Genomic DNA, 23,259 nt, shown 5'->3' with positions numbered 1-23,259 from the left:
AGAACGTTCGAAGAACGGTGGGCGGGACGGCAACCGGAACGGGAAGTTCTGGTGGTCCGTCAGGCCACGGAGGCGGTTTCGGGCGGGCCTGCGTGCGGGTCGTCGGCGCGCCCGTCCGGCGCGCCGGAGGCCGGGCCGCCGGCGGCGAGCGCCCGCAGGATGCCGGCCGAGACGGCCGGATGGACCGGCAGTGCGAGGTGCCCCACGCCGCTGACCCGCACGTTCTCCACGACGAGGTCCGGGTGGTCGAGCCGGGCCGTCCGGACCGGCACCATCACCTCGTCCACGTCGCTCCAGAAACTCACGAACCGCGTACGGCAGCCCGGCGCCGGGCCCGCCAGCTCGCGCAGCACCTCCGACCCCGGCCGCATCTGGCGCACCACGGGGTGCGCGTCGGCCAGTGGCACGAAGGTGGTGCCGGAGTGCGGGGTGCCGAGCATGACGAGGGTGCGCACCCGGGCGTCACCGCCCAGGCGCTGTACGTAATAACGGGCGATCAGGCCGCCCAGGCTGTGGCCCACCAGATCGGCCTCGGTGTGGCCGGTGCGGGCGAGCAGCTCCTCCACCCGGCGGGCCAGCAGTTCGGCGGCGGTGCGCAGGTCGCCGGTGAGCGGGGAGTAGTTGAGCGACTCGACCCGGTCACGGCCCCGGCCGTCGCGGGCGAGTGCGCGGCGCAGCAGGACGAAGACGGAGCGGTTGTCGACGAAGCCGTGCAGGAGGACCACCGGGCGCGGGCCGCTCGCGACGGCCGTCGTGCCGGTGGCGGGGCGGTGGCGTTCGGTGATCAGGCCGGAGGGATAGAGGACCAGATGGCCCGCGAGGACCGCGAGCTCCAGGGCGGCGGCCTTCATCCGGTCGGCGAGCGCACCGGAATCCGGGCCCACGGGCTGCGGGTCCCCGGGCTGCGGGTCCCCGGAGTGCGGGTCCCCGGAGTGCGGGTTCACGGACTGCGGGCCCATCGACCGGGCGTCGGTGGACCGTGTGTCGGTGAGCTGTGTGTCCATGGGCTGTGTGCCGGCGGACTCGCCGGTGGCCGACGGATGGGCGGGTGACGGGGTGGGGGTGGGCTCCATCGCCGACCTCCGTACGGTGCGGCGGGCCGCCGCACCTCCGCGCCGTGCGGCTGTCGGCGCGGGTGTACGGCGGCTCCGTGGCGGCTCCTCCGGGGGCGATCAAACGTCCCACGTGTGATTTCCCCCTCCCCGGCCACCGCGAAACGGACAGGTGCGGGATGCTGGCGATAACGTTCGTTCACCTCCCCGGCAATCAGGCGCGGGGGTCGCATGTGGAGGCAGTGATGGGTGTGACCGGTCCGATCCGCGTGGTGGTCGCCAAGCCGGGTCTCGACGGACACGATCGCGGGGCCAAGGTGATCGCGCGGGCGCTGCGCGACGCCGGTATGGAGGTCATCTACACCGGGCTGCACCAGACGCCCGAGCAGATCGTCGACACCGCGATCCAGGAGGACGCCGACGCCATCGGCCTGTCGATCCTCTCGGGCGCGCACAACACGCTCTTCGTGAAGGTCCTCGAACTGCTGAAGGAGCGCGACGCGGAGGACATCAAGGTCTTCGGCGGCGGCATCATCCCGGACTCGGACATCCCGCCGCTGAAGGAGAAGGGCGTCGCGGAGATCTTCACCCCGGGCGCGACCACCGCGTCGATCGTGGAGTGGGTCAACGCGAACGTCCGCGTGGCGGCCTGACGGACTTTCGCCGGCGGTGACGCGAGCCGCTGTCGTACGGGGCGGCCGCCTCGTACGACACGTGCGGCGGCCTGTCACGCGGCCGCCGGCTCTGAGTCCGCCGGCTCTGAGTCCGCCGGCTCCGGGTCCGCCGGCTCCGGGTCTGCCGGCTCCGGATCCGTCAGCTCCGCGTGCATCGCGGCGCGCAGTTCCAGGGTGGAGACCAGGCGCTGGAAGGCCTCCGACCAGTAGCCGCCGGCTCCGGGAGAGGCGTCCTCCGCCTCGGCGGGCAGCGCGGTCAGGGCCGCGAGCCGGCCGGCCGTCGCCGGCGCGAGGCAGCGCTCGGCCAGGCCCATCACCCCGCTGAAGCTCCACGGATAGCTGCCCGCGTCCCGCGCGATGTCCAGGGCGTCGACCACCGCCCGGCCCAGCGGTTCCGACCACGGCACCGCGCACACCCCGAGCAGCTGGAACGCCTCCGACAGGCCGTGCGCCGATATGAACGAGGCCACCCATGCGGCCCGCTCCTCCGCCGGGAGCGTCGAGAGCAGCTGGGCGCGCTCCGCCAGCGAGGACGTGCCAGGACCGGCCGTCTGCGGAGCGGCCGGGGTGCCGAGCAGGGCCCGCGACCAGTCCGCGTCCCGCTGCCGCACCGCCGCCCGGCACAAGGCCGCGTGCAGCTCGCCCCGCCAGTCGTCGGCGACCGGCAGCGCCACTATCTCCTCCGGGCCGCGGCCCCCGAACCGCGCCGGCCAGCAGTCCAGTGGCGCGGCCTCCACCAGCTGGCCCAGCCACCACGAGCGCTCGCCGCGCCCCGAGGGCGGGGTCGCCGACACGCCGTCGTGCCGCATGCCCGCGTCGCACTCGTGCGGCGCCTCCACCACGATCGCCGCCGCCCCCTCCGTACGGTCGAGGGACACGCACGAGACGGCCCGCTCGGCCATCCGCGCGGCCAGCGCCGACGACGGCAGCGCGGACAGCAGCTCGGCGGCCGTCGCCCGCACGTTGCGGCTGCGGTCGGACAGGGCCGCCTCCAGGAACTCCTCGTCCGCCGCGCCGAGCCCCGCGCGCAGCGAGTCCAGGAACATCAGCCGGTCCTCCGCCCGCTCGGCGCCCCACGTCGACGCCAGCAACTCCCGGCCCTCGTCCGGATCCTGCGCCCGTACGGCGGTGAGCAGCGCGACCCGCTCGGCGAACAGGCCCTCGTCCCACAGTGCCAGGACCGCCTCCCGGTCCGTCGGGTCCGGCAGCGCGCCGCCCCCGCCCGCGCCGCGCAGCGCGAACTTCCACTCCGGGTTCAGCCGGGCCAGCCACAGCCCGCGCGGTCCCGCGAACGCCAGCGCATGCGGCCGCAGATCGGTGCGGGCCCGGGCCGCGTCGAGCAGCGCGGGCAGCGCGGCGGCCGGCGCGCGATAGCCCTGCTCGTTCGCCGCCGCCAGCCACTGCGGCAGCAGCTCCGCCAGATCGGGTGCCGCCCCGCGCCGCCCCCCGGACGGCGCGGGCGCAGCCCTGCCCGCGAGCAACTGCCCCAGCCTGCGCCGCGCCACCGCCGGCAGCGCCGGCCGCCCGTCCTCCGGCGCCGGCTCCAGCGGCGCCGCCGCCGGCCCGGGCCGCAGCCCCGCCCTGCGCCGTACGGTGTGCACGGCGGCGGCGTCGAGCAGCGCGACGGGCGCCGAGTCCCCGCCGGAGTCCCCGGCGGGCTGCGCGGCGGCGTGCGTCGGCGGCCTGCGGTCCGTGCCCAGCAGGGCCGCGGTGACGAGCTCTTCCCAGGCTTCCATGGACTCCTCCAGCGGTAGGTCGCGGTCAGATGGCAGTGACATCGCGGTAGGACGGCTGTCGGACGGCTGTCAGACGGCGGTCGGTCGGCGGTCAGACGAGCGGCACCGTCTCGCCGGGCGCCTCCGGCCCCCAGGCGGCCAGCGGCGTGAACCCCTGGTGCCCGACCTCCCCGAACACCGTCACCGGCCCTCCGCCGGAGAGCGCGACGAGCCGCCACAGTCCGGGGCCGCCCTGGGCGGCGCGGGTGAGGGGTACGGCCTCCCCGCCGTCCGCCAGTTGCCAGCCGTACTCCGCGCGGGCCGGGACCACGTCGGTCAGCGTGACCGGCCAGCTGTCCAGCCACGGGTCGTCGCGCAGGGCGTGGCCGTAGGCGTCGAGGGCGGCGGCGACGGGCCCGCCCGGCGGCGGGACGGCTGAGGCTGCCGGGGCTGCCGGACCGGCGAACTGCTCGACCAGCTCGGCGCGGAGGGCCGCGGCGCCCTCGTACGGGCGGAGTGCGGCGTCGAGGACGGCGCCGACGGGAAGGGCGAGCTGCGGAGCCCGGCCGGCCGCGCCGAAGGAGAGGAGCAGGGCCGTGCGGCCCGACTCCTCACCGAACAGCCAGATGCGACGGGTCGTCAGACGGGAGTCGGCGGAGTCGTACTGCGCGAGCACCAGCCAGCGGTCGCGCACCGTCGGACCGTCCTGCGGGACGGTCAGGCCGACCCGGGTGCGGACGGTCGCGGCCAGCGGGGCCGGGAGACCGTCCACGGAGAGCCAGGCGCGGTCGAGGAGATGGGTCAGCGCGCACTCCTCCAGGAGCCGGACCGGCCAGCCCGGACCCGAGCCCGGTATCGCGCCCAACTCCCGCACCCGGCCGGCGAGTCCGGGTGCCTGGGCGTCGACCATGCGGGCCGCGGTCTCCTCCCACTGCGCGTACCCCGCCTGCTCGGCGGCGGCGAGGCCACCACGCAGCAGATCCGCGAGCCGCTGCTCCAACTCCTGCGCGCCCGCCGTGATCCGGGCCGCCCGCCGCTCGGCGCGGCGGCGCGCCGCCTCCGGGTCGGCCGGGCCCGTGGCAGCCCCGTCCGAGGCGGCGGCGGTCGCCCGCGCCTGCCGGGAAGCCAGCCACGTCGCCGCCCAGTCGGGCGGCTCGGCGGTGGGCCCGACCTCTCCCGCGGCCCAGAGCAGCAGCAGCCCCAGCGCGTGCTTGCACGGGAACTTCCGGCTCGGGCAACTGCACGCGTACGCCGGGCCCGTGACGTCCACGACGGTCCGGTACGGCGTTCTGCCGCTGCCCTTGCACAGGCCCCAGACGGCCCCGGCCCCCGCTCCGGCCCCGGCCCCCGATCCGACCCCGGCTCCGGCCCCCGCTCCGGCTCCGGCCCCCGTGCCCCTCCCGGTCCCGGTGCCGGACCACGGTCCGGGCGTGCCCAGCTTGCTTCCCGCTCTGCGCGACGCGTCGTCAGGAGCCAGAGCCAGCACCTGATCCGACGTCCAGCGCACCCCCTGCTCAGTCATGCGAACGACCGTACGGGCCGCCACTGACAATCGTCCCCGCACGGCTCCCACCTGCGGTTTCCACCGGCCGGGGCCGATTGTCAGTGGCGTGGTGCACCGTGGATCGCACAGCAGGTCGAACGATCTGGAGGGGGACCCATGACCCTGCCCGAAAACGCCACGGACGCCACGGCAGCCACGGTGAGCGCCACGGCAGCCACGGCGGACGCCACCGCGGCCCTGCGGCCGCACGCCGAGGACGCCTTCGCCCACGAACTCGCCGCGCTCGCCGCCGCCGACGACCGGCCCCGCCCCGCCCGCTGGCGGCTCTCGCCGTGGGCCGTCGCCACCTACCTCCTCGGCGGCACGCTGCCCGACGGCACGGTGATCACACCGAAGTACGTCGGACCGCGCCGGATCGTCGAGGTCGCCGTCACCACGCTCGCCACCGACCGCGCCCTGCTCCTGCTCGGCGTGCCCGGCACCGCCAAGACCTGGGTGTCCGAGCACCTGGCCGCAGCCGTCAGCGGCGACTCCACCCTGCTCGTCCAGGGCACCGCCGGCACCCCCGAGGAGGCCATCCGCTACGGCTGGAACTACGCACAGCTGCTGGCCCACGGCCCCAGCCGTGACGCCCTCGTGCCCAGCCCCGTCATGCGGGCCATGGCGCAGGGCATGACCGCCCGGGTCGAGGAGCTGACCCGCATCCCCGCGGACGTGCAGGACACCCTCATCACGATCCTGTCCGAGAAGACCCTGCCCATCCCCGAGCTGGGCGAGGAGGTCCAGGCCGTCGGCGGCTTCAACCTGATCGCCACCGCCAACGACCGCGACCGCGGCGTCAACGACCTGTCCAGCGCCCTGCGCCGCCGCTTCAACACGGTCGTCCTGCCGCTGCCCGCGACGCCGGACGCCGAGGTCGACATCGTCGCGCGGCGCGTCGACCAGATCGGCCGCTCGCTCGACCTGCCGGCCGTGCCGGAGGGCGTCGAGGAGATCCGCCGGGTCGTCACCGTCTTCCGCGAGCTGCGCGACGGGGTGACGGCGGACGGCCGGACGAAGCTCAAGTCGCCCTCCGGGACGCTGTCGACGGCCGAGGCCATCTCCGTCGTGACGGGCGGTCTCGCGCTCGCCGCGCACTTCGGCGACGGCGTGCTGCGGGCCGGCGACGTCGCCGCCGGGCTGCTCGGCGCGGTGATCCGCGACCCGGCGGCCGACCGGGTGATCTGGCAGGAGTACCTGGAGACGGTGGTGCGCGAGAGAGACGGCTGGAAGGACTTCTACCGCGCCTGCCGCGAGGTGAGCGCGTGACCCGCCCGCCCAGCGGAGCCGCCCCCGCCGCGACCGCCCCCGTCCCCACCACCCCCGGACCCCTCATCCTCGGTGTCCGTCATCACGGGCCCGGGTCGGCCCGGGCCGTGCTCGCCGCGCTGGAGGCCGGGCGGCCCAAGGTGGTGCTCGTGGAGGGGCCGCCGGAGGCGGACGGGCTGGTGGGGCTGGCGGCGGAGGAGGGGATGCGGCCGCCCGTCGCGCTCCTCGCGCACGCCGTGGAGGATCCCGGTCGGGCGGTGTTCTGGCCGATGGCGGAGTTCTCGCCGGAGTGGGTGGCCATCCGCTGGGCGCTCGCGCACGGCGCGGAGGTCCGCTTCATCGACCTGCCCGCCGCACACACCCTCGCCGCCGCCGAGAGCGACCCGGCGGGGCCACGCGTCGATCCGGTCGCCGAGCTGGCCACGGCCGCCGGGTACGGGGACGCCGAACGCTGGTGGGAGGACGTCGTCGAACTGCGCGGCGCGGCCGACCCGTTCGCCCCGTTCGAGGCGCTCGCCGAGGCGATGGGCGCGCTGCGCGAGGCGTACGGGCACGGCGGCCACGCCCGCGACCTGGTGCGCGAGGCGTACATGCGGATCCAGCTCCGCGCGGCCCGCAAGGAGTTCGGGGACGACGTGGCCGTCGTGTGCGGCGCCTGGCACGTCCCCGCGCTGCGCCGCCGGACCACCGTCACCGCCGACCGGGCCCTGCTCAAGGGGCTGCCGAAGGTGAAGACCGCGCTGACCTGGGTGCCGTGGACGCACCGCCGGCTGGCCCGGCGCTCCGGTTACGGGGCGGGCATCGACGCGCCCGGCTGGTACGCGCACCTTTTCACCGCACCCGACCTGCCGGTCGTGCGCTGGATGACGAAGGTCGCCGGGCTGCTCAGGGACGAGGACGTGCCGGTCTCGTCCGCGCACGTCATCGAGGCCGTACGGCTCGCCGACGCGCTCGCCGGACTGCGCGGCCGGCCGCTGCCCGGACTCGGCGAGACCACCGACGCGGTGCGGGCCGTCATGGGCGACGGCTCCGACGTGCCGCTCGCCCTGGTCCGCGACCGGCTCGTCGTCGGCGACGTGCTCGGCACCGTCCCGGACGGGGCGCCCGCCGTCCCGCTCCAGCGCGACCTGGAACGGCTCCAGCGCTCCCTGCGGCTCAGGCCGGAGGCGCACGAGCGGGAGCTCGACCTCGACCTGCGCAGGGAGAACGACGCGGCCCGCAGCCGGCTGCTGCACCGGCTCCGGCTGCTCGGCGTCGACTGGGGCGCCCCGGTCCCCGGCCGCGCGTCGACCGGCACCTTCCGGGAGAGCTGGCGGCTGTACTGGCAGCCCGAACTCCATGTGCAGGTCGCCGAGGCGGGCGTCTGGGGCACCACGGTCGAGGCCGCCGCCACCGCGAAGGCCGAGTCGCAGGCCGCGGCGGCGGACGACCTCGCCACCGTCACCGCGCTCGCCGAGCAGTGCCTGCTCGCCGGGCTCACCGACGCCCTGCCCGCCGTGCTGCGCGCCCTCGCCGACCGGGCCGCGCTCGACGCCGACGTCGCCCACCTCGCCCAGGCCCTGCCCGCCCTCGCCCGCTCGCTGCGTTACGGGGACGTGCGGGCCACCGACACCACCGTGCTCGGCGAGGTCGCCGCCGGCCTCGCCGAGCGCGTCTGCGTCGGCCTCCCGCCCGCCTGCGCCGGTCTCGACGCCGACGCCGCCACCGAGATGCGCGGCCGCCTCGACGGCGTCCACGCGGCGATGGCCCTGCTGCCGGACGCCGGGGGCCTCGTCGAGCGCTGGGCCGGTGTGCTGCGCCGCCTCGCCGGGCGGGACCGGGTGCCGGGGGTGCTGCGGGGGCGGGCCGTGCGACTGCTGCTCGACGACGGACGGCTCGAGGACGACGAGGCCGCGCGGCTGATGGGGCTCGCGCTGTCGCCCGGGACGGAGCCCGCCGACGCCGCCGCGTGGATCGAGGGGTTCGTCGGCGGCGGCTCCGGGGGCGGACTGCTGCTGGTGCACGACGAGCGGCTGCTCGGCCTGGTCGACGGGTGGCTGAGCACCGTACCGGCCGACGCGTTCACCGGCGTACTGCCGCTGCTGCGCCGCACGTTCGGCGCGTACGAACCCGGGGTGCGCCGCACGCTGGGGGAACTGGTGGCACGGGGGCCCGCGCGCGGCGGGGCCGCGGGCCCGGCCGCCGCCGTGACACCCGGCTTCGGCGCCGCGCTCGACGAGGAGCGCGCCGACGGCGTCCTGCCCCTGCTCCAGCTGATTCTCGGAACGGAGGTCCACCCGTGAGCACTCCCGTGAGCACTCCCGTGAACACCGCGATCACGGACGACGAGCGGCTGCGCCGCTGGCGCCTGGTCCTCGGCGGCGGCGCGGCCGAGGGCACCGGCCGCGCGCTGACCGGGGCCGACGCCGCGATGGACCGCGCCCTCACCGCGCTGTACGACAGGGCGGCGAGCGAGGGGGCGCGCGGCACGGAGCGTTCGGCCGGGCTCGGCGGCTCCGCGCCGTCCGTCGCGCGCTGGCTCGGCGACATCCGCACGTACTTCCCGAGCAGCGTCGTGCAGGTGATGCAGCGCGACGCCATCGACCGGCTCGGGCTCGCCGCGCTGCTCCTGGAGCCCGAGATGCTCCAGGCCGTCGAGGCGGACGTGCACCTCGTCGGCACCCTGCTGTCCCTCAACAAGGCCATGCCGGAGACGACCAAGGAGACCGCGCGGGCCGTCGTCCGCAAGGTCGTCGACGACCTGGAGCGGCGGCTCGCGAGCCGCACCCGGGCCACCCTCACCGGCGCGCTCGACCGCTCGGCCCGGATCAGCCGGCCGCGCCACCGGGACATCGACTGGGACCGCACCATCCGCGCCAACCTCAAGCACTACCTGCCCGAGCACGGCACGGTCGTCCCCGAGCGGCTGATCGGCTACGGGCGGGCGTCCCAGGCGGTGAAGAAGGAGGTCGTGCTCTGCATCGACCAGTCCGGTTCCATGGCCGCCTCCGTCGTCCACGCCTCCGTCTTCGGCGCCGTCCTCGCCTCCATGCGGTCGATCGCCACCCGCCTGGTCGTCTTCGACACCGCCGTCGTCGACCTCACCGACCAGCTCGACGACCCCGTCGACGTCCTCTTCGGCACCCAGCTCGGCGGCGGCACGGACATTAACCGGGCGCTCGCCTACTGCCAGTCGAAGATCACCCGTCCCGCCGACACCGTCGTCGTCCTGATCAGCGATCTCTACGAGGGCGGCATCCGCGACGAGATGCTGAAGCGGGTCGCCGCGATGAAGGCGTCCGGCGTGCAGTTCGTGGCGCTGCTCGCGCTCTCCGACGAGGGCGCGCCCGCCTACGACCGGGAGCACGCCGCCGCCCTCGCCGCGCTCGGCGCCCCCGCCTTCGCCTGCACCCCCGACCTCTTCCCGGAGGTCATGGCCGCCGCCCTGGAGAAGCGCCCGCTGCCGATACCGGAGGCGTGACCGGCCCCCCGCGAGAAGCCGGCGACGACGGGATGCGGAAGGGACGCCGACGGGACACGGGAGGGGTACGGATTCCGCACGCGTGACCCTGCGGAATCCGTCGCCGGAGCGCCACCCGGACGGACGTGGGGACTGTCACTGAGGCTCATATCACAGCAGGACCCGATCGGCCCTCACCCGGGCGCCCGGCGTGCCGTGAGGCGGGCAACGCCCGCGCCCCGCCTGCCGCGAGAGCACGAGGGTCCTCCGCCCCGGGCCCTACGGAACGCCCCGTCATCCCTACGATCTGTGACCCGTATCACCGCCAGGTTGTGATCTGCGATTTAGGGACCCAGGTCCCACGGGGATAACCTGCGAGACGGACATGCCGCGTCCACGGTCACCGTGTACGCCTCCCTAGTGACAGCGCAGTCACGTTGCCCTTCGCGGCACGCCCACGCAGACAACGAACCGCGATCATCTAGAAAAGGGACGCGCGTGGACCTGTTCGAGTACCAGGCGAGGGACCTCTTCGCCAAGCACGGTGTACCGGTGCTGGCCGGTGAAGTCATCGACACGCCTGAGGCGGCGCGCGAGGCCACCGAGCGGCTTGGCGGCAAGTCGGTCGTCAAGGCGCAGGTGAAGGTCGGCGGCCGCGGCAAGGCCGGCGGCGTCAAGCTCGCCGCCACCCCGGACGAGGCCGTCGCCCGCGCGACGGACATCCTGGGCATGGACATCAAGGGCCACACGGTCCACAAGGTGATGATCGCGGAGACCGCTCCGGAGATCCTCGAGGAGTACTACGTCTCGTACCTCCTCGACCGCACCAACCGCACCTTCCTCGCCATGGCCTCCGTCGCCGGTGGCATGGACATCGAGGAGGTCGCCGCCACGACCCCCGAGAAGCTCGCGAAGGTGCCGGTCGACGCCAACAAGGGTGTCGACATCGAGAAGGCCCGCGAGATCGTCGCCCAGGCGCAGTTCCCGGCCGAGGTCGCCGAGCAGGTCGCCGAGGTCCTCGTGACCCTGTGGAAGACCTTCGTCGCCGAGGACGCGCTCCTCGTCGAGGTCAACCCGCTCGCGAAGGTCGCCTCCGGCGACGTCATCGCGCTCGACGGCAAGGTCTCCCTGGACGCCAACGCCGACTTCCGCCAGCCCGAGCACGAGGCGCTCGAGGACAAGGCCGCAGCCAACCCGCTCGAGGCTGCCGCCAAGGCCAAGGGCCTCAACTACGTCAAGCTGGAGGGCGAGGTCGGCATCATCGGCAACGGCGCCGGCCTGGTCATGTCGACCCTGGACGTCGTCGCGTACGCCGGTGAGAACCACGGCGGCGTGAAGCCCGCCAACTTCCTCGACATCGGTGGCGGCGCCTCCGCCGAGGTCATGGCGAACGGCCTGGAGATCATCCTCGGCGACAAGGACGTCAAGTCCGTGTTCGTCAACGTCTTCGGTGGCATCACCGCCTGTGACGAGGTCGCCAACGGCATCGTCCAGGCCCTCGAGCTCCTCGCCTCGAAGGGCGAGGAGGTCACCAAGCCGCTGGTCGTGCGACTCGACGGCAACAACGCGGAGCTGGGTCGCAAGATCCTGTCCGACGCCAACCACCCGCTCGTTCAGCGCGTGGACACCATGGACGGCGCGGCCGACAAGGCCGCCGAGCTCGCGGCTGCGAAGTAAGGGACGAGGACTAAACAGCCATGGCTATCTTCCTCAACAAGGACAGCAAGGTCATCGTCCAGGGCATGACCGGTGCCACGGGCATGAAGCACACCAAGCTCATGCTGGGTGACGGCACGAACATCGTCGGCGGCGTGAACCCGCGCAAGGCCGGCACGTCCGTCGACTTCGACGGCACCGAGATCCCGGTCTTCGGCACCGTCGCCGAGGCGATGGAGAAGACGGGCGCCAACGTCTCCGTCCTCTTCGTCCCGCCGGCCTTCGCCAAGGCCGCCGTGGTCGAGGCGATCGACGCCGAGATCCCGCTCGCCGTCGTCATCACCGAGGGCATCGCGGTCCACGACTCCGCCGCGTTCTACGCGTACGCCGTGGAGAAGGGCAACAAGACCCGCCTCATCGGCCCGAACTGCCCCGGTCTCATCACCCCGGGCCAGTCGAACGCCGGCATCATCCCGGGCGACATCACCAAGCCGGGCCGCATCGGCCTGGTCTCGAAGTCCGGCACGCTGACGTACCAGATGATGTACGAGCTCCGTGACCTCGGCTTCTCCTCCGCCGTCGGCATCGGTGGCGACCCGGTCATCGGCACCACGCACATCGACGCCCTGGCGGCCTTCGAGGCCGACCCGGACACCGACCTGATCGTCATGATCGGCGAGATCGGCGGCGACGCCGAGGAGCGTGCGGCCGACTTCATCAAGGCCCACGTCACCAAGCCGGTCGTCGGCTACGTCGCGGGCTTCACCGCCCCCGAGGGCAAGACCATGGGCCACGCCGGCGCCATCGTCTCCGGCTCCTCCGGCACCGCCCAGGCGAAGAAGGAGGCCCTCGAGGCCGCCGGTGTCAAGGTCGGCAAGACCCCGACCGAGACCGCCAAGCTGGCGCGCGCGATCCTCGCGGGCTGAACCGACGGGCTGTCTTTCGCACAGCAGCCCGACGGGCCGTGAAAAGAGTGGGCCCCGCCCCTCCCGGGAGACCGGGAGGGGCGGGGCCCACTCGCGTACCCGTGCCGCTCGTCACACGCTCATTCGGCCCCGGGGACCAGGCGTTCCGGGCCCGGATGCGGGGCCGTGCGCAGCAGCTCGCGGAGCGCCTTGTCCTCCGGGCGCAGCTTCTGCGGGCCGCCACGGACCGGGACGCCCTCGACGACCTCGCCGGGCGCGATGACCGGGATGTAGCGGGTCGGCGCGGTGACCACGGTGAAGGCCGTGGCGGCGATCAGCGCCGCCGTCACCGCGATCACCGTCCGGGTCAGCAGCCGCGACCGCCGCTCGCTGCCGGTCCGCACCGCGCACGCCTCGGGCAGCGTGGCCGTCGGCGCCTCCGCGACGAGCGCGGCCAGGCGCTGCTGCAGCGCCTCGGCTTCGGCGAGCTCGGGAACCCGCTGCGCGATGACCGTACGGGCGTGCAGCAGCCGGTTCCCGGTCGCCGGGGTGCTCGCCTCGGTCTCGGCCGCCGTCTCGGGCAGGTCGAGGCCGAGACCGTCGTACAGCAGGACGGTGCGGCGGTACGGGGCCGGCAGGTCCAGGAGCGCCCCGAGGAGCGCGCGCCGTGACGCCTCGGTGGGCGGCGCGTCCGGGTGCCGGTGGCGGCGCCGGAAGCGGTGCCAGGGCGACAGCGCGTACTCGTACGCCGCCGCGCGCACCCAGCCCACCGGATCGCGGTCGCACGCGACCTCGGGCCAGTGCTCCCAGGCGTGGTGGAAGGCGTGCTCGACGGACTCCCGGGAGAGCCGGCGGCGCCCGGTGAGCAGATACGTCTGATGGACGAGCCCGGGAGCGGCGTACGCGTAGAGCGCGTCGAAGGCGTCCTCGGGCGTGAGCCCGGGCGGGGCCGGCTCCTCGGCCGCCGGAACCTCCGGCTCCGCCGCCGCGGGCCCGACCGGCCCGGCGGACCTGGCGCCCCGTCCCGCCGCCCGCCGGCCGGCCCGCCGCGCCGCGGCCGTCCGGCCGCCCTCTGCCGGGGCGGACGCGTCGGACTCCGTTGCGGTCGGCTGGTCCGTTTCTGCCGGGGAGGACGCCTTCGGTTCCGGGGCGGTCGCCTCGCCAGGCGCCCCCGGCTCCGGGGCGGTCGCCTCGCCAGGCGCCCCCGGCTCCGGGGCGGTCGGCTCACCAGGCGGCCCCAGCTCCGGGGCGGTCGCCTCGCCTTGCGTTTCGGGCGCCGGCTCCCGGGACTGTTTCAGTCCCGGTTTGAGTCCGTCCTCGCCGTGCTCCGGCGCGTTCGAGGCCGCGTGGGCTCGGCCGGGCTCCCGGCTCTGCGCCCCGTGCGCTCCCTTCGCCAGCGGTGCCGTCGGGGCCTTCGGCGGGCGGTCGGCGCCCTTGGCGGCCGGGCGGGGGCGGGTGGCGGCGGGGGCGGGGCGGGCCGGTTTCTCGGTGCGGGGCGCGGTGGGCTCCTCGTACACGCCGAGCAGCTTCGCGTACGCCTCCCGCTTGCGCCCCCGCGGGGCGCTGCGGCCGGTCTCCCACGCCCGGACGGTGGCGCGGGTGACGCCCAGCGCCTCGGCGACCTGCTCCTCGCTCAACGGGAGCGCCTCACGCAGTCGGCGCCGCTCCTTGGGGGAGGGCAGCGCGACGGACGGACTCGTCGGACTCATCGAGGTCGACCTCCCGCGACGCAGCTCTGGGCGGAAAAGTACATAAACGTATCTTGGGCGACACAACGGCCATTCGCCTGTTACGAGGGCAAACCGCGTGTCGCTGGCAGCATGGCCCCCGTGACGCACCTGACCGCCGAGCAGCGCCCTTCGCCGGTGCCCGACGCCCCGGTCCAGGGCCGCCGGCCGGCCGCCCTGGCCACCGCGTTCGTGCGGGGCGGCATCGCGGCCGGGCTCGGCCTCGGCGCGCTCGCCGTGCTCGTGACGGGCGCCTGGATCGCCTCGCCGTACCCGGACGGCGGCCCCGGCGGCGCGCTGCACACCGCCGCCGGTCTGTGGCTGCTCGCGCACGGGGGTGACCTGCTGCGCCTGGACACCGTCTCCGGCGTTCCCGCACCCCTCGGCGTCACGCCGCTGCTGCTCGGCGTCCTGCCGTTGTGGCTCGCGCACCGGGCGGTCCGGGACACCCTCGACCCCGGCGAGGGGCGGCCCGTGCCGTCGCCGGCCGGGGCGGTGGCGGCGGTCGTCGGGGGATATCTGCTGGTCGCGGCCGCGGTGGTGGTCTATACGGAGGCCGGCGCGTTCCCCGCGGACCTGGTCACGGCGGGCGCCTGGACGCCGGCCACGGTGCTGGCCGCGGCGGCGACCGGCGCCTGGACGGCGCACGGCCGGCCGCTGCCGGAGCGGGAGCGGTTCGCCGTCGCGCTGGGCGCCGCCGGGGCCGGGATCACCGCGCTGCTGGGCGCCGGCGCGGTGCTCGTCGGGGCGTCGCTGCTCTGGCACGTCGGCGCGGCGCAGGCCTCGTTCAACGGGCTCGCGGGGGAGTGGTCGGGACGGATCGCCGTCACGCTGCTCGTGCTCGCGCTGCTGCCGAACGCCGTCGTGTGGGGTGTGGCGTACGGGCTCGGCCCCGGCTTCGCCCTCGGTACGGGCGCCCTCGTGACCCCGTTCGGCTTCACCGGAGTCCCCGCCCGCCCCGACTTCCCGCTGCTCGCGGCGCTGCCGGGACCCGGGCCCGGAAGCTGGCCGCACTGGACGGCGGCCGCCGTCCCGGCCCTCGCCGCCCTCGCCCTCGGGCGCCGCGTGGGCCGCGCCGCCCGCGCCTGGACCGTCCAGGAGGCGGCCCTGACCGTCCTTGCGGCTGCCTTCGCCTGCGGTGCCGCCGTCGCCGCCCTCGCCGCCGCGGCCGGCGGCCCGCTCGGCCCGGGGCGCCTCGCCGCCTTCGGCCCGGTGTGGTGGCAGACGGGCGCGGCGGCGGCGCTCTGGTTCCTGGCTCTCGGCGCGCCGACGGCCCTTGCGGTACGGGGCTGGGGGCGGCGCGCGCTGCGCAGGGCGGCCCGGGCGGCCGAGCCCGTACCCGACGCCCCGCCGTCGGCACCGCCCGGCCGGCCCGACGCCCCGGACCCCGCGGAGGCGTCCACCGACACCGTCGGCGCGTTGGCCCGCCTCGACGCACTGGAGGACGAGGACGAGGACGAGGACGAGGACGGTGGCGACGAGTCGTACGGCTTCCTCCCGGCCGCCTGGGAACCCCCGGCGGGCCTGCCCGCCACGCGCCCCGTCGGCTCGCCGCCGCCTCCGGAACCGGCCCCCGTCCCACCGCCCGAACCCGCGCCCGGCCCCACCGCGGAGCCGCTGCACCTGCCTCCGGGGCCGCCGGGGCCTCCGGGGCCGCCGGTACGTCCGGGATCGCCGGTGCCTCCGGGGCCTTCAGGATCTCCGGGACCCCCGCGACCGCCAGGGCCTCCCGGGCCCCCGGGACCTCCCGGGCCTCCGGGACCTCCCGGGCCGCCGGGACCTGCCGGGCCCCCGGGACCTTCCGGGCTTTCGTGGCGGGATCCCGCGGCCCCGGAGTCCCCGGACCGGGAATGACGGTCCGACGGCCCGCCTCCGGCCGTACGACGGCTTCACGTCCTACGGGGCTGCGGCTTCGGCGTGGCCTCAGCCTGTTCCGGGCCACGGGCGCGAGAACCGGATGTGGAGCGGGCCCGAGGGCGACGGCGGCGGGTCCCACCACCCGGGCCGAGAGGGGCCGAGGTGGACCGAGGCCCAGCGCTTCGGGTCGTCCCCGGCCGGACCGAAGCCGATCGCGGCGCGCCGCCCCCGACCCGTCCGAGCAGCTACTCCCGCACTCCGAACGTGTCCTGCAGCGGCTTCGGCAGCAGGCCGTTGCAGGCCAGCTGGCTCTGCTTCGTCAGGGCGTCCGCGCGGCACTCGTAGAAGTCGCGGTAGGCGAGGTGGACCGCGAAGCCGCTCGCGACGATCATCAGGGCGACCGAGGCGGTGACGAGGCCGGCGATCGCGGCGGTCTGCTTGGAGCGGGCGGCCGTGGCCGTCGCGGCGAGGGTCGCCGGGGACTGCGGGCCCTCCGGGGGCTTGGGCCTGGTGCGGAGGGCGCTGATGGCCCAGTAGGCGCCGAGGGCGCCGAGGAGGAGGGCCAGTTCCTGGACGAAGAAGGAGAAGAAGAAGGCCCACATGCCGGAGAGGACGGCGTAGCGGGCGCGGCGCTGGGCCGGATCCGTGGGGTCCCAGCGCAGGCCGGGGCCCTGGCCGCCGTCGGGGCCGCCCTGTCCGCCGCCCTGTCCGCCACCCGAGGGCTGGTCGGGGCGGCGGCCGAAGCCGTCCGAGGAGCGGCCGGGCTGGCTGGCGCTCCAGCCGGGGCCGGACGCGCTGCCGTCCGAACCTTCCGGGTGCCGCGGCTGCCACGGCTGGTCCGGCTGCCCCTCCGGCGGCGGTGCGAACGGGTTGTTGTCGTTCGTGGACTGGCGTTCCGGCATCTGCTGGACGTCTTCCCTCTGTCTGTCGACGGTCTGTCGTGCGGCGATTGCGGCGGTCTGTCGTACGGCTGTCGTACGCGGCTTCGGCCCTTCGTGCGGCCCCGGTCCGGCCCGTTCCGGCGGGCCCTCGGCCCCTGACGCTACCGCCCGGTCACGCCCCCGTCCCGTGGGGGCCTTCCGGAGTGCCGGTATCGTTGCTGACGGTCGGGCCCTTCGTAGGGTTCCCCGTATCGAGGGACGCGATTCGTTCGTACGACCGTACAAACACCACGGAAAGAGTGACCGCAGTGGCTGCCGCCCGCCTCGTCGTCCTGGTCTCCGGCTCCGGCACGAACCTCCAGGCCCTGCTCGACGCGATCGCCGCCGACCCCGAGGGCTACGGAGCCGAGATCGTCGCCGTCGGTGCCGACCGCGACGGGATCGCCGGTCTGGAGCGGGCCGAGCGCGCCGGGCTTCCCACCTTCGTGTGCCGGGTCAAGGACTTCGCGACCCGCGAGGAGTGGGACCGCGCCCTGACCGAGGCCACCGCCGCGTACGAGCCGGAGCTCGTCGTCTCGGCCGGTTTCATGAAGATCGTCGGCAAGGAGTTCCTCGCCCGCTTCGGCGGCCGGGTCGTCAACACCCACCCGGCGCTCCTCCCCAGTTTTCCCGGTGCCCACGGCGTGCGCGACGCACTCGCCTACGGGGCCAAGGTCACCGGATGCACCGTCCACTTCGTCGACGACGGCGTCGACACCGGCCCGATCATCGCCCAGGGCGTGGTCGAGGTGCGGGACGAGGACGATGAGGCCGCGCTCCACGAGCGCATCAAGGACGTCGAGCGCTCGCTGCTCGTCGAGGTCGTGGGGCGACTCGCCCGCAACGGCTACAGCATTGAGGGACGAAAGGTTCATGTCGGTGAGCACTGACACCGTTAAGCCCATCCGCCGCGCGCTGGTCAGCGTCTACGACAAGACGGGGCTCGAAGAGCTGGCCCGTGGTCTGCACGAGGCCGGCGTCGAGCTGGTCTCCACCGGCTCCACCGCGTCGAAGATCGCCGCGGCCGGCGTCCCGGTCACCAAGGTCGAGGAGCTGACCGGCTTCCCCGAGTGCCTGGACGGCCGCGTCAAGACGCTGCACCCGCGCGTGCACGCCGGCATCCTCGCCGACCTGCGCCTGGAGTCGCACCGCGCCCAGCTCGCCGAGCTCGGCGTCGAGCCCTTCGACCTGGTCGTCGTGAACCTCTACCCGTTCCGCGAGACCGTCGCCTCCGGCGCCTCGGCGGACGAGTGCGTCGAGCAGATCGACATCGGCGGCCCGTCGATGGTCCGCGCCGCCGCCAAGAACCACCCGTCCGTGGCGATCGTCACCAGCCCCGAGCGGTACGCCGACGTGCTCGCCGCCGTCCAGGCCGGCGGCTTCGACCTGGCCGCCCGCAAGCGGCTCGCCGCCGAGGCGTTCCAGCACACCGCCGCTTACGACGTCGCCGTCGCCTCCTGGTTCGCCGACGACTACGCCGCCGCGGACGACTCCGGCTTCCCCGACTTCCTCGGCGCCACGTACGAGCGGAACAACGTCCTGCGCTACGGCGAGAACCCGCACCAGGGCGCCGCGCTCTACGTCGACGGCACGGGCGGCCTCGCCCAGGCCGAGCAGCTGCACGGCAAGGAGATGTCCTACAACAACTACACGGACACCGACGCCGCGCGCCGCGCCGCCTACGACCACGCCGAGCCGGCCGTCGCGATCATCAAGCACGCCAACCCGTGCGGCATCGCGATCGGCGCCGACGTCGCCGAGGCGCACCGCAAGGCGCACGCCTGCGACCCGCTGTCCGCGTTCGGCGGCGTCATCGCCGTCAACCGCCCGGTGTCGGTCGAGATGGCCGAGCAGGTCGCCGAGATCTTCACCGAGGTCATCGTGGCCCCCGGCTACGAGGACGGCGCGGTCGAGATCCTCGCCAGGAAGAAGAACATCCGCGTGCTGCGCGCCGAGGGCGCCCCGAGCAACCCGGTCGAGGTCAAGCCGATCGACGGCGGCGCCCTCCTCCAGGTCACCGACCGCCTGCAGGCCGACGGCGACGACCCGGCCAACTGGACCCTCGCCACCGGCGAGGCCCTGTCGGAGGCCGAGCTCGCCGAGCTCGCCTTCGCCTGGAAGGCCTGCCGCGCGGTGAAGTCCAACGCGATCCTGCTCGCCAAGGACGGCGCCTCCGTCGGCGTCGGCATGGGCCAGGTCAACCGTGTCGACTCCGCCAAGCTGGCCGTCGAGCGGGCCGGCGAAGAGCGGGCCCGTGGCTCGTACGCCGCCTCGGACGCCTTCTTCCCGTTCCCCGACGGCCTGGAGATCCTCACCGGTGCCGGCGTGAAGGCGGTCGTGCAGCCGGGCGGCTCGGTCCGCGACGAGCTGGTGATCGAGGCCGCGCAGAAGGCGGGCGTGACGATGTACTTCACCGGCACGCGCCACTTCTTCCACTGATCGGTCCGCGCGACCGCGCAGTGCCGCGGGCGGGCCGCCGGCCCGCTCGCGGCACTCCGCCGGCCGGGTGACTCTGTTCTAATGGGTTGCTCTTTGTCGGTCGGCGGCTGGTCCATGGGGGCGCGCGGTGTTGGAAGTGCAGAAGGGGGCGGCGGCGGTGCCCTCCGCCCGCAAGCCCGCTGACGAGGCCGTCACCGGGCCGCCGGACGCCGCCGCGCCGGCGGCGTCCGCACGGCTCCTTCCGTACGCGGCGATCGCCACCGTGCTCGGCGCGCTGTACTTCCTCTACTCCTGGATCCAGTACGAGCGGTTCCGCACGCCCTCCTGGGACCTCGGCATCTTCGAGCAGTCCGTCAGGGCCTACGCGGAGCTGCGCGCCCCGATCGTCGACATCAAGGGGCCCGGCTTCCTCATACTCGGGGACCACTTCAGCCCGGTGACCGCGCTCCTCGCGCCGCTGTACTGGCTGTGGTCCTCCCCGCTCGCCCTCCTCCTCGCGCAGGCCGCGCTCTTCGCCGCCTCCGCCGCGATCGTCGGCCGCACCGCGCAGCAGGTGCTCGACAGCCGCGCCACGGGCATCGCCCTCACGGTCGCGTACGGGCTCTCCTGGGGCCTCCAGGAGGCCGTCAAGTCCGACTTCCACGAGATCGCCTTCGCCGTCCCGCTGCTCGCCCTGAGCTGCCGGGCCCTGCTCCTCGGGCGCTGGAACCAGGCCGCCGCCTGGGCCGCGCCGCTCGTCCTCGTGAAGGAGGACATGGGCCTGACCGTCGCCATGGTCGGCGCGGTCCTCTTCGTCAAGGGCCAGAAGCGCCTCGGCGCCTCCCTCGCCGCCTTCGGGGCGGCCTTCTTCGCGCTCACCGTGCTCGTCCTCATCCCGGCCTTCAGCAAGGCCGGCCAGTACGACTACTGGGCCAAGATCGACAAGACCGGCGCGGGCGCGGACGTGTCGGCGCTCGACTCGATCGTGGGCGCGTTCGGCCACGGCGAGAAGTGGGAGATGCTCCTCTTCCTCGTCGGCATCACCGGCTTCCTGTGCCTGCGCTCCCCGCTGATGCTGCTCGTGCTGCCCACGCTCGGCTGGCGCTTCCTCTCCCAGGACCCCAACCACTGGGGCATGTTCTGGCACTACAGCGCCATCCTCATGCCGGTGGTCTTCCTCGCCCTGGTCGACGCGGTCCGTGCCGTCCGCACCTCGCCGCGCCCCTGGCTCGTCTCGTACGGGAAGGTCGTCGTCCCCGTCGTCACGGCGATCGCGCTCGTGCACGCCCTGGACATGCCGCTGCGGGAGCTGCTGCGCTCCGAGACGTACGCGACCGACGCCCGCGTCAGGGACGCGCGGCGGGCGGTCGAGGCGGTGCCGGCGGGCGCCAGTGTGGAGACGAACGTGACGCTCATGGCCCATCTGACCGGTGACCACACCGTCTACTGGGTCGGCGGCGCGCCGGGAGTCCGCCCCGACTACATCGCCCTCGACCTCAACTCCGGCTGGTCCCAGCCGGTCACGGACCCGGTCGGCCTCGCGGGCCAGCTGCACCCGGGGGCGCGGTACGAGGTGACGGCGCAGGAGGGGCAGTTCGTGGTGTTGCGGCGGGTCTGAGCCGTCGGCGCGCACATGCGCGCGTACGGACGCGGAAGGGGCCCGGTTCCAGTCGGAACCGGGCCCCTTCGCGCAGGACTGTCAGGACAGTCGGATCAGGCCAGTCAGAACTGCTGGCGCTTGAACCAGGCGGCGCCGTCCGCCTTCGAGACGAAGACGATGATCAGGATGCCGAGCACGAGGCCGACGATGCCGGTGGGCAGCGAGGTGAGGCCGCCCAGGACGATGAACGCGCCGTACACGATCGTGCAGACGCGGACGCCGTTGCCGCCGGACTTGAACTTGGCGGCGAGGGTCATCGAGATCGCGGCGAAGACCAGCACCAGCACGCCCATGCCGATGAACAGGCCCGTGCCGAAGGAGTTGAACGCCTCGGCGTCGGACGTCGACGCCGAGGAGGTGTCGAGCTTGCTGACCATGGACGACATCACGACGAGGCCGATGGCGCCGAGGACCTGGAGGCCGCCCATGATCCACAGCATCACGCGGGCCGCCTTGACACCGCCCGGCATGGCCATCGGGACGCCGGGGTAGCCGCCGGGGGCGCCGTACGCCGGGGCGGCCGGGTAGCCGTAGCCCTGCTGCGGCGGGACGCCCTGCGGGGCCTGCTGCGGGTAGCCGTAGCCGGGCTGCTGGCCCTGCGGCTGCTGGCCGTAGGGGTTGTTCGGGTCGCCGAAGCTCATCGAGGAGTTCCTCCGTTGTTTTCCTGCGGGGACGACGCGGCCCGCGCGGAGGAGTGTTCAGCACGTGTTTCACAACGTATGAGCGGTTTTGCCCCCCGGCACTGCCCGCGGCTTTGCGCGGATCATCGTCGTCACAATGGCGACTTCTTGTCCAGTCGATAGGCGGGGATACGCGCTGGAGTTGTGCAGTTGCAATGTGCCGGTCCGGTTCGGACGCCGACGGGGCACCGAAGGACGGCCGAGGAGAAGACCGAATTGGAATCCGGCGGGGGTCATCCGGGAGGATGGCCGCATGAGCGCCCAGATTCTCGATGGCAAGGCCACCGCAGCCGCGATCAAGTCCGATCTGACCGTCCGCGTGGCGGCCCTCAAGGAGCAGGGCGTGACGCCCGGACTCGGCACGATCCTGGTCGGCGACGACCCGGGCAGCCGCAAGTACGTGGCCGGAAAGCACCGTGACTGCGCCGAGGTCGGCATCGCGTCGATCCAGCGCGAACTGCCCGAGACGGCAAGCCAGGAGGAGATCGAGGCGGTCGTCCGCGAGCTCAACGAGGATCCGGCGTGCACCGGTTACATCGTGCAGCTGCCGCTGCCCAAGGGCATCGACGAGAACCGCATCCTGGAGCTGATGGACCCGGCCAAGGACGCCGACGGTCTGCACCCGATGAACCTCGGCCGGCTCGTCCTCAACGAGCCCGCCCCGCTGCCCTGCACGCCGAACGGCATCATCACGCTGCTGCGCCGCCACGGCGTGGAGATCGCGGGCGCGGAGGTCGTGGTCGTCGGCCGCGGTGTCACCATCGGCCGCCCGATGCCGCTGCTGCTGACCCGCCGCTCCGAGAACGCCACCGTGACCCAGTGCCACACCGGCACGAAGGACCTGTCGGCCCACCTGAAGCGCGCCGACGTCATCGTCGCCGCGGCGGGTGTCGGGCACCTGATCAAGCCGGAGGACGTGAAGCCGGGCGCGGCCGTGCTCGACGTCGGCGTCTCGCGCAACGGCGAGGGCAAGATCGTCGGCGACGTGCACCCGGGCGTCGCCGAGGTCGCCGGCTGGATCTCCCCGAACCCGGGCGGCGTGGGCCCGATGACCCGCGCGCAGCTCCTGGTCAACGTCGTCGAGGCCGCCGAGCGCGCGGCCGGGGTCCGCTGACCGTGTCCTCCTCCGAAGCCCGGGTCGCGGAGGAGCCGACGGGCGGCGAAGGCGACGGGGAAGGCGGGGAGGTCGCGTCCCGCCGTCACCCGCGGGCGAAGCTCACCACGACGACCGCCCGCCCCGAGGGCGGCGGCCGTGCGGCGCCCGGCGACGCGCCGGCGCCGGCCCGGCAGTGGCCGCTGCTCACCGTGCTCGGGATGGCCGCGCTCGGCCTGCTCGTCACCGGCACCGACCTGTTCGCGCAGTCCTTCCGCGTAGGCACCCTGCTGATCGGGGCGGCGCTGCTGACCGGCTCGGTGCTGCGGCGCGTGCTGCCGTCGGTGGGGATGCTGGCGGTGCGCTCGCGGTTCACCGACATGATCACGTACGGGGTGATGGGCGCCCTGATCGTGCTGCTCGCGCTGATGGTGCAGCCGGAGCCGTGGCTGCGGATCCCGTTCCTGGAGGACGTCCTCCATCTGACGGTCAGCTGAGGCGGCCGCTGCGGCAGCCGCTGGGGAAGCCGCTGAGGCGGCCGCCGGAGCGGCGACGGCGCCCGGCCACACCCCCCGGGGAGGAGGGGGGCCGCCGGGGTGCAGGGGGATGTTAGTGACAAATGTTGTTAAAGGTGCGCCGGGGCCAGGTGGG

18 protein-coding genes are annotated in these 23,259 nt (G+C 74.5%); 12 read left to right on the top strand and 6 right to left on the bottom strand.

Annotated elements, in window-relative coordinates; all coding sequences use genetic code 11:
* Positions 1 to 59: 59 nt before the first annotated feature.
* The gene (locus ACWEJX_RS30780; RefSeq protein WP_451610702.1) at positions 60 to 851 is read right to left on the bottom strand and encodes an esterase/lipase family protein; all 792 of its coding nucleotides are present in this window, start codon (positions 849 to 851) and stop codon (positions 60 to 62) included.
* A gap of 446 nt (positions 852 to 1,297) precedes the next feature.
* Between ACWEJX_RS30780 and ACWEJX_RS30775 the strand changes: the two genes are divergently transcribed.
* On the top strand, positions 1,298 to 1,705 hold the full coding sequence (locus ACWEJX_RS30775; protein ID WP_451610696.1) for a cobalamin B12-binding domain-containing protein: 408 nt from the start codon (positions 1,298 to 1,300) through the stop codon (positions 1,703 to 1,705).
* Positions 1,706 to 1,779: 74 nt separating this feature from the next.
* Here the strand turns inward: ACWEJX_RS30775 and ACWEJX_RS30770 are convergent, their stop codons facing one another.
* Both ACWEJX_RS30770 and ACWEJX_RS30765 read right to left on the bottom strand, forming a co-directional pair.
* A complete protein-coding gene (locus ACWEJX_RS30770; RefSeq protein WP_451610695.1) occupies positions 1,780 to 3,504 on the bottom strand; it encodes a DUF5691 domain-containing protein in 1,725 nt (574 codons plus the stop codon).
* 49 nt (positions 3,505 to 3,553) lie between these two features.
* Positions 3,554 to 4,963 (bottom strand): SWIM zinc finger family protein, encoded by a 1,410-nt coding sequence (locus ACWEJX_RS30765; protein ID WP_451610694.1) that lies wholly within the window; start codon positions 4,961 to 4,963, stop codon positions 3,554 to 3,556.
* 138 nt (positions 4,964 to 5,101) lie between these two features.
* Between ACWEJX_RS30765 and ACWEJX_RS30760 the strand changes: the two genes are divergently transcribed.
* From ACWEJX_RS30760 to sucD, 5 genes are all read left to right on the top strand, one after another.
* Positions 5,102 to 6,253 (top strand): ATP-binding protein, encoded by a 1,152-nt coding sequence (locus tag ACWEJX_RS30760; protein WP_451610693.1) that lies wholly within the window; start codon positions 5,102 to 5,104, stop codon positions 6,251 to 6,253.
* A complete protein-coding gene (locus tag ACWEJX_RS30755; RefSeq protein ID WP_451610692.1) occupies positions 6,250 to 8,535 on the top strand; it encodes a DUF5682 family protein in 2,286 nt (761 codons plus the stop codon). Before ACWEJX_RS30760 ends, ACWEJX_RS30755 begins: the two co-directional genes overlap by 4 nt.
* Positions 8,532 to 9,713: a VWA domain-containing protein gene (locus ACWEJX_RS30750; protein ID WP_451610691.1), complete on the top strand. Its 1,182-nt coding sequence runs from the start codon at positions 8,532 to 8,534 to the stop codon at positions 9,711 to 9,713. The genes ACWEJX_RS30755 and ACWEJX_RS30750 overlap by 4 nt, the downstream gene beginning before the upstream one ends.
* Positions 9,714 to 10,190: 477 nt before the next feature.
* Entirely contained in the window at positions 10,191 to 11,369 is a 1,179-nt protein-coding gene (gene sucC, locus ACWEJX_RS30745) for an ADP-forming succinate--CoA ligase subunit beta (protein WP_451610690.1), read from the top strand.
* A gap of 20 nt (positions 11,370 to 11,389) precedes the next feature.
* Positions 11,390 to 12,274 (top strand): succinate--CoA ligase subunit alpha, encoded by an 885-nt coding sequence (gene sucD / locus ACWEJX_RS30740; protein WP_451610689.1) that lies wholly within the window; start codon positions 11,390 to 11,392, stop codon positions 12,272 to 12,274.
* A 119-nt stretch (positions 12,275 to 12,393) separates the two neighbouring features.
* Here the strand turns inward: sucD and ACWEJX_RS30735 are convergent, their stop codons facing one another.
* Entirely contained in the window at positions 12,394 to 13,962 is a 1,569-nt protein-coding gene (locus ACWEJX_RS30735; RefSeq protein ID WP_451610688.1) for a helix-turn-helix domain-containing protein, read from the bottom strand.
* Between the two features lie 120 nt (positions 13,963 to 14,082).
* On the opposite strand from ACWEJX_RS30735, the gene ACWEJX_RS30730 reads away from it, so the two are divergent.
* Positions 14,083 to 15,834: a cell division protein PerM gene (locus ACWEJX_RS30730; RefSeq protein WP_451610687.1), complete on the top strand. Its 1,752-nt coding sequence runs from the start codon at positions 14,083 to 14,085 to the stop codon at positions 15,832 to 15,834.
* Between the two features lie 248 nt (positions 15,835 to 16,082).
* On the opposite strand, the gene ACWEJX_RS30725 is transcribed toward ACWEJX_RS30730, so the two are convergent.
* Positions 16,083 to 16,739 (bottom strand): hypothetical protein, encoded by a 657-nt coding sequence (locus tag ACWEJX_RS30725; RefSeq protein ID WP_451610686.1) that lies wholly within the window; start codon positions 16,737 to 16,739, stop codon positions 16,083 to 16,085.
* Between the two features lie 287 nt (positions 16,740 to 17,026).
* Here ACWEJX_RS30725 and purN point away from each other — a divergent pair, with 287 nt between their 5' ends.
* The 3 genes from purN (at position 17,027) to ACWEJX_RS30710 (ending at position 20,793) form a co-directional block, all read left to right on the top strand.
* Positions 17,027 to 17,647 (top strand): phosphoribosylglycinamide formyltransferase, encoded by a 621-nt coding sequence (gene purN / locus ACWEJX_RS30720; protein ID WP_403796459.1) that lies wholly within the window; start codon positions 17,027 to 17,029, stop codon positions 17,645 to 17,647.
* Positions 17,631 to 19,196 (top strand): bifunctional phosphoribosylaminoimidazolecarboxamide formyltransferase/IMP cyclohydrolase, encoded by a 1,566-nt coding sequence (gene purH, locus ACWEJX_RS30715; protein WP_451610685.1) that lies wholly within the window; start codon positions 17,631 to 17,633, stop codon positions 19,194 to 19,196. Before purN ends, purH begins: the two co-directional genes overlap by 17 nt.
* A 127-nt stretch (positions 19,197 to 19,323) precedes the next feature.
* Positions 19,324 to 20,793, top strand: coding sequence for a DUF2079 domain-containing protein (locus ACWEJX_RS30710; RefSeq protein ID WP_451610684.1), 1,470 nt, complete (start codon positions 19,324 to 19,326; stop codon positions 20,791 to 20,793).
* Positions 20,794 to 20,897: 104 nt separating this feature from the next.
* Here ACWEJX_RS30710 and ACWEJX_RS30705 read toward each other — a convergent pair whose 3' ends face one another.
* A complete protein-coding gene (locus tag ACWEJX_RS30705) occupies positions 20,898 to 21,476 on the bottom strand; it encodes a hypothetical protein (protein ID WP_451610683.1) in 579 nt (192 codons plus the stop codon).
* Positions 21,477 to 21,768: 292 nt separating this feature from the next.
* Here ACWEJX_RS30705 and ACWEJX_RS30700 point away from each other — a divergent pair, with 292 nt between their 5' ends.
* Positions 21,769 to 22,629: a bifunctional methylenetetrahydrofolate dehydrogenase/methenyltetrahydrofolate cyclohydrolase gene (locus tag ACWEJX_RS30700; RefSeq protein ID WP_451610682.1), complete on the top strand. Its 861-nt coding sequence runs from the start codon at positions 21,769 to 21,771 to the stop codon at positions 22,627 to 22,629.
* Positions 22,530 to 23,105: a DUF3017 domain-containing protein gene (locus tag ACWEJX_RS30695; RefSeq protein ID WP_451610701.1), complete on the top strand. Its 576-nt coding sequence runs from the start codon at positions 22,530 to 22,532 to the stop codon at positions 23,103 to 23,105. The genes ACWEJX_RS30700 and ACWEJX_RS30695 overlap by 100 nt, the downstream gene beginning before the upstream one ends.
* Positions 23,106 to 23,259 lie beyond the last annotated feature (154 nt).

It is taken from the genome of Streptomyces sp. NPDC004788 (assembly GCF_053601115.1).
This window is presented reverse-complemented; position numbering and strand designations above follow the sequence as displayed.